This window comes from Azonexus sp. GW821-FHT04F04, assembly GCF_059420025.1.
This window is the reverse complement of record NZ_JBWKSX010000009.1, coordinates 197366-206254: the sequence shown is the minus strand read 5'-3', so window position 1 is coordinate 206254 and position 8889 is coordinate 197366. Positions and strand designations below refer to the sequence as shown.

At 61.8% G+C, this 8889-nt stretch carries 8 protein-coding genes; 1 reads left to right on the top strand and 7 read right to left on the bottom strand.

Annotation, left to right across the window (positions count from 1 at the left end):
- Positions 1-3053: type I secretion C-terminal target domain-containing protein (locus AC07TV_RS17465; protein WP_494649636.1), on the top strand; the 3053-nt coding region annotated here is incomplete at its 5' end.
- 132 nt (positions 3054-3185) lie between these two features.
- On the opposite strand, the gene AC07TV_RS17460 is transcribed toward AC07TV_RS17465, so the two are convergent.
- The 7 genes from AC07TV_RS17460 to AC07TV_RS17430 all read right to left on the bottom strand — a co-directional run bounded on the left by AC07TV_RS17460 (position 3186) and on the right by AC07TV_RS17430 (position 8886).
- On the bottom strand, positions 3186-3878 hold the full coding sequence (locus tag AC07TV_RS17460) for a Crp/Fnr family transcriptional regulator (RefSeq protein ID WP_494649635.1): 693 nt from the start codon (positions 3876-3878) through the stop codon (positions 3186-3188).
- A gap of 74 nt (positions 3879-3952) precedes the next feature.
- Positions 3953-5797, bottom strand: a complete 1845-nt coding sequence (locus AC07TV_RS17455; protein WP_494649634.1) for a nitric oxide reductase activation protein NorD — start codon at positions 5795-5797, stop codon at positions 3953-3955.
- Positions 5798-5799: 2 nt separating this feature from the next.
- Positions 5800-6846, bottom strand: a complete 1047-nt coding sequence (locus tag AC07TV_RS17450; RefSeq protein ID WP_494649633.1) for a 4Fe-4S binding protein — start codon at positions 6844-6846, stop codon at positions 5800-5802.
- Positions 6833-7267 (bottom strand): magnetosome magnetite crystal formation protein family, encoded by a 435-nt coding sequence (locus AC07TV_RS17445; protein WP_494649632.1) that lies wholly within the window; start codon positions 7265-7267, stop codon positions 6833-6835. Before AC07TV_RS17445 ends, AC07TV_RS17450 begins: the two co-directional genes overlap by 14 nt.
- The gene (locus tag AC07TV_RS17440) at positions 7248-8030 is read right to left on the bottom strand and encodes a CbbQ/NirQ/NorQ/GpvN family protein (protein ID WP_494649631.1); all 783 of its coding nucleotides are present in this window, start codon (positions 8028-8030) and stop codon (positions 7248-7250) included. The genes AC07TV_RS17445 and AC07TV_RS17440 overlap by 20 nt, the downstream gene beginning before the upstream one ends.
- A complete protein-coding gene (locus AC07TV_RS17435) occupies positions 8027-8296 on the bottom strand; it encodes a cytochrome C oxidase subunit IV family protein (RefSeq protein ID WP_494649630.1) in 270 nt (89 codons plus the stop codon). Before AC07TV_RS17435 ends, AC07TV_RS17440 begins: the two co-directional genes overlap by 4 nt.
- On the bottom strand, positions 8296-8886 hold the full coding sequence (locus AC07TV_RS17430) for a cytochrome c oxidase subunit 3 family protein (RefSeq protein WP_494649628.1): 591 nt from the start codon (positions 8884-8886) through the stop codon (positions 8296-8298). Before AC07TV_RS17430 ends, AC07TV_RS17435 begins: the two co-directional genes overlap by 1 nt.
- Positions 8887-8889 lie beyond the last annotated feature (3 nt).

The following is an 8889-nucleotide window of genomic DNA, read 5'->3' as shown; positions in this document are numbered from 1 at the left end:
GCACGGCAACACTGGGCACCGATACCAGCGCCGCCAGTACGCTGCAGTACTACAACGGTACGGCCTGGGTCTCGGCCGCCGGTGGGGTGAGCATCCCGGCCGGCAGCACCAGCGTGCAACTGCGTCTGCAGACGACGGATGACTTGCTGGACGAACCGGCCGAGAACTTCTCGCTGACCGGCACGGTGACCAGTGGCAATACGGCCAATGCGTCGGCAACCGGTACGGCCTCGATTACCGACGACGATACGACGCCGACGGTCGGCACTGCTGGCGCTGTCCTCTCGGAAGAAGGTCTGGCCGGCGGCATTGCCGATACCACGGGCAATACTGATACGACTGACGTGCGGACGATTACCGGTACCATTCCGGTCGCCGATGCCGATGGCAACGCACTGACGGTAACGCTCACCGCACCGCTAACTGCGCTGACCTCCAATGGTCAGCCGGTAACCTGGAGCGGTACGGATACCCAGATGCTGATCGGTTCGGCCGGTGGCAACGAAGTGATTCGCGTCAGTGTCGACGATGCAGGGAATTACACGGCAACCTTGAGCAAGCCGCTTGATCACTTGCTGAACAGCCAGGAGGATGTGCTCAGCTTCAACGTGGGGGTTACCGCGAGCGACGGTGCGCAAAGTGGCACAGGAACGCTGACCATCTCCATTGAAGATGACATGCCGACGGCCATTCCGGGCACGCAAACGGTGGTTCTGCCTTCGCAGGACACCAACATCATGCTGATTCTTGATATTTCCGGCTCCATGAACGATGACGCTGATGGTGTGGCCGGTGGGCCGACACGTCTGGATGTCATGAAGAGCTCGGTCAACATGATGCTGGATCAGTACAATAATCTTGGCGACATCAAGGTTCGCATCGTCACCTTCTCAGGCAATGCTGCCGAGCGGGATGCGGTCTGGGTGGATATTGCCCGGGCCAAGGATATCGTGAATGCGCTGACGGCCGGCGGAAGCACCAATTACGATGCCGCCTTGCTGACCGCTCAAGGGGCATTTACCGATAGCGGCAAGATTGCCGGGGCCAAGAATGTTTCGTATTTCCTGACCGATGGACAGCCTACGGCAGCCAGCGATTGGGACGGCAGCGGTCCGCTGACTAGCCAGAATGGCATTCAGTCCGGCGAAGAGGCTCTGTGGGTCAATTTCCTGGCCACCAACCAGATCAACTCGATGGCCTACGGCATGGGCACCGGAGCGACGCAGTCCAACATGAATCCGGTGGCCTACGACGGGATCAATCAGGTCAACACCAACGCCATTGTCGTGGCGAATCCAGCGGTTGATCTGCCGCCGATCCTGCGTGATTCGATTGTGATGCCGACCGGTGGCGAACTGGTCAACGGGTCCCTTGGGGCCGGTTCGGGCATCGGTGCCGATGGCGGCATTTTGGCGTCCTTCGTCCTGAACGGCACGACCTACAGCAGTGGCGGCGGCGTTTCGGGCACCAACCGCGGCACCTACGATGCCGCCACGAATTCGTGGACGGTGACGACTACGGCGGGCGGCAAGTTCACGGTCGACATGGATGACAGCCAATATACCTACACGCCGCCGGCCTCGACTTCGGCCCAGTACAACGAAAGCATTGGCTACACCCTGCTTGACAACGACGGTGACAGCGCCTCTTCTGTCCTGACCATCGATGTCATGCCGCCGCAGGTTGTCACGCTGACCAGTACCAACACCAATATTACCGGCCTCAACATGGGCTTGTCCGGTGAGTACTTTGGTTACAACGATACCCGTACCGGTACCTCGACCGATCCTGCCTACGATGGATCGACGACGGTTCGTCTGCATTCCGACGACGGCACGGCCGATGCCGGTACCGCCAACAACGTCGATCGCCTGGCTGATGTCGAGGAAATCATCGAGGGACGTAATAACAACACCAACCTGATCAACAACGCGATCCTTTCGGATCCGAGCAAGGCCGATGCCACGTTCTCGGTCAACAAGGTGGAGTTCGGTCTGCCCGCCGGTTCGAATACGCCGCTGTTCAGCAACGACCTCGGCCAGAACGGCAAGGTGACCAGCGGCACGATCGGCGCCACGGCGGGCGGGAATACCAATAACCTTTATACCTTCCTCAAGGTTTCGTCAGGCAACGTGGATGGGCTGGCGGCTACCAGCGGCCTTGGCGACACCACCGATGCTGTCATCCGGATGGTTGGCTACATCTACATTCCGGCCGGTGGTGTCTACGATATGCGGGTGACGGCGGACGACGGCTATCGTGTGCTGATCAATGGTCAGAACCTCGGTCAGGCCGACTTTATCCAATCGACTGCGACTCAGGTCTACAGCGGTGTCACGCTGTCGGAAGGTCTCCAGCCGATCGAGATTCTTTACTGGGATCAGGCCGGTCACGCCAGCCTGCGCGTCGAGTTCAAGGTGAGCGGGGCGGCCGACAGCACTTACAAGATCATCGGCAACGACGAATATGCCCTGTTCTCGCCGAATGACGTTCCAGTGCTGGGTGCCAACGACGACATCGTCGAGTCGGCAACCAATGGTGTCTGGCAGATTCGCGAGGGTGAAGTCTTCAACGGCGCCGATATTTCCGAAAGGATCGTCGGCAGCGACGGCAAGGACACCATCCATGCCGGCGGCGGCGATGACATCGTTCAAGGCGGGGCCGCGTCTGATCTGATTTCGGGCGGTGCTGGCAACGATGTTCTGACTGGCGGTCTGGGTTCTGACACCTTTGCCTGGACGTTGGCTGATCAGGGCAGCATTGGCCTGCCGGCGAAGGACATCATTGCGGACTTCAATGTGGCGTCGAAGGCGGCCGGCGGCGATGTGCTCGACCTGCGCGATCTGCTGCCAACCGCGACGACCGGGGCCACGCTGGACGCTTATCTGAACTTCAGCACGTCCGGCAGCGATACGGTGATTGATGTGAAACCGGACGGTACCAACGTGACCCAGCAGATCGTGCTGGCCGGCGTTGATCTGGGGGCAACCGGCGCCAATGACGTGGCCATCATCAATGACCTGCTGACCAAGGGCAAGCTGATTACCGACTAAGCTGCTGCACCCCAAGGGTACTTCCTGCGGGGCGCGGTCGGCGGCAAAAAGGGGCGATTTTCATCGCCCCTTTTTCATTTCATTTTTGCCCGTTTTTTCCGGTTGACCGTAGCAACCCGGCCCTGAACGCAGTTATTCGTGCTGACGCAGCTTGGTCGCGTTCGGGATATGGATTTTCCGGCCTTCGACGACGATCAGCCCGAGTTCGGTCAGTTCGTGCAGGATGCGCGAGAAATGTTCCTGGGTCAGGTTGAGGCGGGAGGCGATGACGCCCTTGTTGGTCGGCAATGTGATCGCCACATTGATGCCGTCATGCTCCGCCTCGGGCAATTCACGCAGCAGGTAGCCGATGATGCGCTGCTTGCCGGAATGCAGCGAATACGACTCGACGTCGTTCATCAGTTGATGCAGGCGCATGGCCATGCCGGCCAGCATCTTGCGGCACAGGTTGTGGTCGCGTTGCAGTTCCTCGAAGACTACGCCTTTCGAGATATGCAACAGCAGGCAGTCGGTCAGCGCCTGGGCGAAGACAATGTAGGGCTTTTCCATGAACATGATGGCTTCGCCGAAACTTTGTCCCTGGCTGATGATTTCGACGACTTTCTCGCTGCCTTGCGAGGAGGTGAAGGCGAGCTTGATCTGACCGTACACCAGCAGGTGAAAGCCGCCGCAGGGGTCGCCCTTGTGGAAGAGGATTTCGCCCTTGCTGGCGTGGATTTCGCGGGTGCCACGGGCGATGCGGCTGAGCTCCTCCGGGGCCAGTCCCTGAAATAGCGGAACGTGCGTCAGTAGGGCTTCTATGTTGATTGGGTGGCTGCCGTGCATGATCTTCGCGCAATAACGATAACATCCAATGTTGGCACCCGACCGATGCCAAAGCAATACGACTTTATGACTACCTACTGCCGAGTAAGTTGCACATAAAGGAGGGGGAGCCGGCTGGGTAGTTCCTCCGGTTTGCGGATGACGCAGAAGCCGGCCGGCCCAAAAAGATAGGGCAGGTAAGCGCCGGCTTCGCGGTCGATGGTGACGCAGAAGGGGGTCAGGCCGAGGCGGCGGGCTTCGTGCACGGCCATCCGGGTGTCTTCGATGCCGTAGCGCGAGTCGTAGATGTCGAGGTCGTTTGGTTTGCCGTCGGTGATGATCAGCAACAGGCGTCGGCTGGCCGGCTGTTCGGCCAGAATGGCGGCGGCTTGGCGGATGGCGGCACCCATCCGCGTGTAGTAGCCGGGCTTGATGGCCAGGATGCGGCCGCGGGCGGCGGCGTCGTACTTGCCGGCAAAGTCCTTGAGGAGGTGGAAGCGGATGTTCTGGCGACGCAGCGACGAAAAGCCGTAGATGCCGAAACGGTCGCCGGTCGCAGTCAGCGCTTCGGAAAACAGCAGCAGCGAATCGCGGATGACGTCGACGATGCGGTGCGAGTCGGAGATGAAGGCGTCGGTGGACATCGACAGGTCGGCCAGCAGCAGACAGGCCAGATCGCGTTCGCAGCGGGCCTGGGCGAGGTAGCCGCCAGCTTCCGGCGTGTGCCCCGAGGCGCGGTCGGCGTGGTTGCGCACGCAGGAATCGACGTCAAGTTCCGGGCCGTCCGGCTGGCCCTTGAGCCAGCGGCGTTGCGGGGCGAGGGCGGCGAACTGGCCGCGCAATTTCTTGGCCGTGGCGGCCAGTTCAAGCGGCAGTGCGGCGGGCACGGCATCGTGGGCGACCATCGGCTGTAGCAGGCAATGCGCCGGCTGCATCGCGTTCTTGCGGTAATCCCACTCGGGTAGCGCGATGCCGGGGCCGATCGGGGTGTCGTCCTCGGCGGCCGAGGGCAGGTCGAGGTCGAACTTGACGCGCGACTTGGCCGTTTCGCCGTCGCGGGTCAGCGACAGTTTGTCGAGGTCGTTGGCCGCATCGCTGGCATTCGGGTTCTCGTCCTCGTCGAAGGCGCGATTGACCCGGACGTATTCGGCCCAGGTTGGCAGACTTTCGGCACGGAACATGGCGAGCATGGGATTCTTGTTATCCGGTGTCTCGACCTGCTCGGCCTTGTGGGCTTCCTTGGCTGTTTCGCTGTTGCCGCCACTGCCTTCGGGCGGCAGATTGTCGTTCGGGTCGGCGACTTTGACGCCCGCTTCCGGCTCCTCCGCTCCAATCAGCCAGAGCAGCACGGGCTGCGGCGGCCGCGATTTCATGGTGTTGAGCGGTGGCAGGCCGGCGACCGAGCCGGGGGCTTCGAGTGCCTGGCGAATGGCCTTTTCCTGCGCCGCTTCGTCGGGTTGCATGGCTTCAGCTGCAATGCGGCCGGCAAGATGGGCGGCAACCAGGCGCCGGTAACGCTCGTTGAGGCCTGGGTAGCGTTCGAGCGCTGTTCGGCTGGCGATCTGGTTGCGGATGAACCACGGTTGCCCGGGCGCGGCATCGCTGGCGGCCAGCGCGGCCAGCCATAAATAGAGATCGCGGTTCAGCGATTTTTCGGGAAAGGCGGCGATTTCCGGCGGCAGGCGCAGGGTTTCGGCGTCGCGCCGGCCCTGGGCGATGCGCTCGTTGCTGCCGGCGACACGCTGCAGCCAAGTGCGCCGCGCGCCATGTTCTTCCGAGGTGGCGGCCGCAACCTTGAGGCCGGGATCGCCGCCAAAGGCGCGAAACAGGATACCGGCCGTTTTTTCGACCTCGCCCAGTTTGACGGCGGCTTCCGGGTAATGGCCGGCGGCGGCCTTGGTGACCCAGTTGTGCCAGAGCTTGCCGATAAATTCTTCCATGGCTACAGTTTGGCTCCCGCGTCTTCGTCTGTATTTGATAAAGCCGAAAAACCGGCTTCATTGCGCCGGGCGTCCTCGTTGCTGACCCAGCGCAGGAGTTGGCCGTTCGGGTTGCTGCGGTTAACCGTGTTGCAGGCTGAAATGCACTGGCCACATTGGGTGCAGGCGAACATCCAGCGTTTGACGTTGCGCGGTTTGAGGCGCATCGGGCAGACGGCATCGCAGGCGCTGCCGGCGGGCGAGGCGAATTCGTTGCCGCTTTCGCGCAGGGCTTGCCGGGCCAGAACGGTGTGACCGGCGCTGCCGGCGCCCTGCTGGCAACTGGCGCAATCGGTCAGGCGCTTGCGGTCGAAGCCGACGACCATGGCCTTCTTGTTCACGATCCAGGCGAAGCTCTGGAAGATGCCGATGGCGCAGCCGTAGCGGCAGAACAGGTGGCGGGCGAAGAGGAATTCGAGGCTCAGCACCGTCGTGGCGGCGGCCAGGAAAATCACTTCCTTTTCGTAGAGCGTGAAGGTGAGCAGGCCGTGGTAAACCTGAAACGGCGGCATCAGGTAGGTCAGGCCAACCAGCGCCCAGGCGAAGGCGAAGCCGATGGCGGCTGGGACGACGAGCAGCCAGTAACGCTTGTCGCGCTTGGCCGGCGTGCCATCCGGTTCCCACGGCGGGGTTTGTTTCTTGTCCCAGACCGAGTGCTTGCCGCTGGCGATCAGCATCAGGCGGTTGATCGTTTCGACGACGGAAAAGTGCGGGCAAAGCCAGCCGCAGTAAAGGCGGCCCCATTTCCAGGCGACGCCGATGATCAGCGCCCCGGCGCCGAGGACGGGCAGGAAGAGGTAGAGGATGATGTTGATCACCGCCGTGCTCGCTTCGCCGGTGCCGGCCATCAAGTCGTCGATGCCGAGATGCCATGGATAGGTCAGGAAATAGGCGTGGCGCTCGGTGAGGTCGTAGCGGAACAGGTCGAAGATGGGCGTGACGGTGAATAGCGTGAAAAATCCCATCTGCGCCAGCAGGCGGTAACGCTGCAGCCTTTCAGTTTTGATCATTTTTTCCGGTTGACCGTGGAAGCGCCGGACCGATCAGCGGAAAACGCCAGATTTGCCCGTTCATGGCCTTGATCAGCGCGTACATGCCGAACAGCACGAGGGTCGAGTGGATGCAGGTGAAATAGAGAATCAGGGCGACCCAGGTCCATTCCCAATCGAGGCCGCCGAGACCGAGGATCAGGCCGGAAAAGGTGACGATGAGCAGGCCGCCGATCAGGCTGACGAAGGTGGTTTGCTTGAGGTGCTGGCGGGCCAGCAGCGGTGCGCTGTCCTTGTATTTGAACCATAGCCCGGCAAGCAGCAGGAAGGTGATGCCCGGCAACAGCAACAGGTTGATCAGATAGAGCGCTTCGGCGAGGACGGCCAGGTTTTGCCCGGCCTTTTCTTCCTCGAATCCGAAACTATCGTCCGAAAGTGGCATTGACGATTTCCATGAGCGCCTCGACGGTCTCTTCGTCGTCGGTCAGGCTTTCGACCAACGCGGCACGGCAGGCGGCGGTGACATCGAAGCCGGATTTGATGAGCGTCGCGGCGTAAACGAGCAGGCGGGTGCTGGCAACTTCCTCGAGATCGCGATCTTTCAACGCCCGGAAAGCTTTCGCGATGCCGACCAGTCGCTTGGCGAGGTCGGCGTCGCAGCCGGTTTCGCCGATCAGGATGGAGATTTCGCGCTCGGCGCCGGGGAAATCGAAGCGCATCGAGACGAAACGCTGGCGGGTCGATGGCTTGAGGCCCTTGAGCAGGTTCTGGTAGCCCGGGTTGTAGGAGACGACGAGCATGAAATTGGCCGGCGCTTCGAGTATTTCGCCGGTGCGGTCGATGGGCAGGATGCGCCGGTCGTCGGCCAGCGGGTGGAGGACGACGGTGGTGTCCTTGCGCGCCTCGACCACTTCGTCGAGGTAGCAGATGCCGCCTTCGCGCACGGCGCGGGTCAGCGGGCCATCAGACCAGTAGGTGCCCTTGTCGGAAATGAGGTGGCGGCCAACGAGGTCGGCGGCGGTCAGGTCGTCGTGGCAGGCGACGGTATAGAGCGGCAGTTTCAACCTTGCCGCCATGTGGGCGACGAAGCGCGTCTTGCCGCAGCCGGTCGGGCCCTTGATGAGCAGCGGCAGGCGTTGCTGGAAGGCGTGTTCGAACAGCGATATTTCGTTGCCGGAAGGTTCGTAGAAGGGGAGTTCGGTCATTTGAGAGAGATCCAGTAGGCAAGCAGAATCAGGCTGGAAACGAGGATCAGCCAGCCTTCGAGCAGGATGCGCCACATCATCGGCGCCTCGCGTAGCTCCATGAAATCGAGGATGACCAGCCGGCCCTTGACGAAGGCAATGACCAGCATGGCGACGATGGCTATGGTGCCGGCGGCGCCGACTTCACCGAGATACCAGGTGAGGCCGGTGGCGACCATGAGGATGAGCCAGGCGCGGTGGGCAGGATTTTTGAGGGCGGCGATCATCAGCGCATCACATAAACGAGCGGGAAAAGGACGATCCACAGCAGGTCGACCATGTGCCAGTAGGCGGCGCCGCTTTCCAGACCGTGCGCGTTGTGGCCGCCGTAGGCGCCGTTTCGGGCCTGGAACCAGAGGACGGTGAGGATGACCATGCCGAGGATGACGTGCATGAAGTGGAAGAAGGTCAGCGAGATGTAGAACATGTAAAAGGTGTTGGTCGACATCGAAATTCCGGCGCCGAACTTGGCGGCGTATTCGATGACCTTGACGACCAGGAAGCCGCCGCCGCACAGCCAGCCGAGCAGGATGTTGGGCGGCACGGCCTTGATGTCGTCGCGGTGCGCGGCCTGCACGGCGCGGACGATGAACCACGAGCCAGTAATCAGGAGCAGGGTATTGAGGGCGCCGAGGTTGCGGTCCAGGGTCTGCTGGTAGAGGTTGAATTCCTCGACATGGCTGGCCCGGGCGAAGGCGTAGGTGGCAAAGAACACCGCGAAGGCGAGCAGCTCGGCCAGGATGAAGAACCAGATGGCAAGATCGCCGGGCAGGCGTTTGTCGACGGGGTCTGGCGCGGGAAGGGTAATGGTGCTCATGGG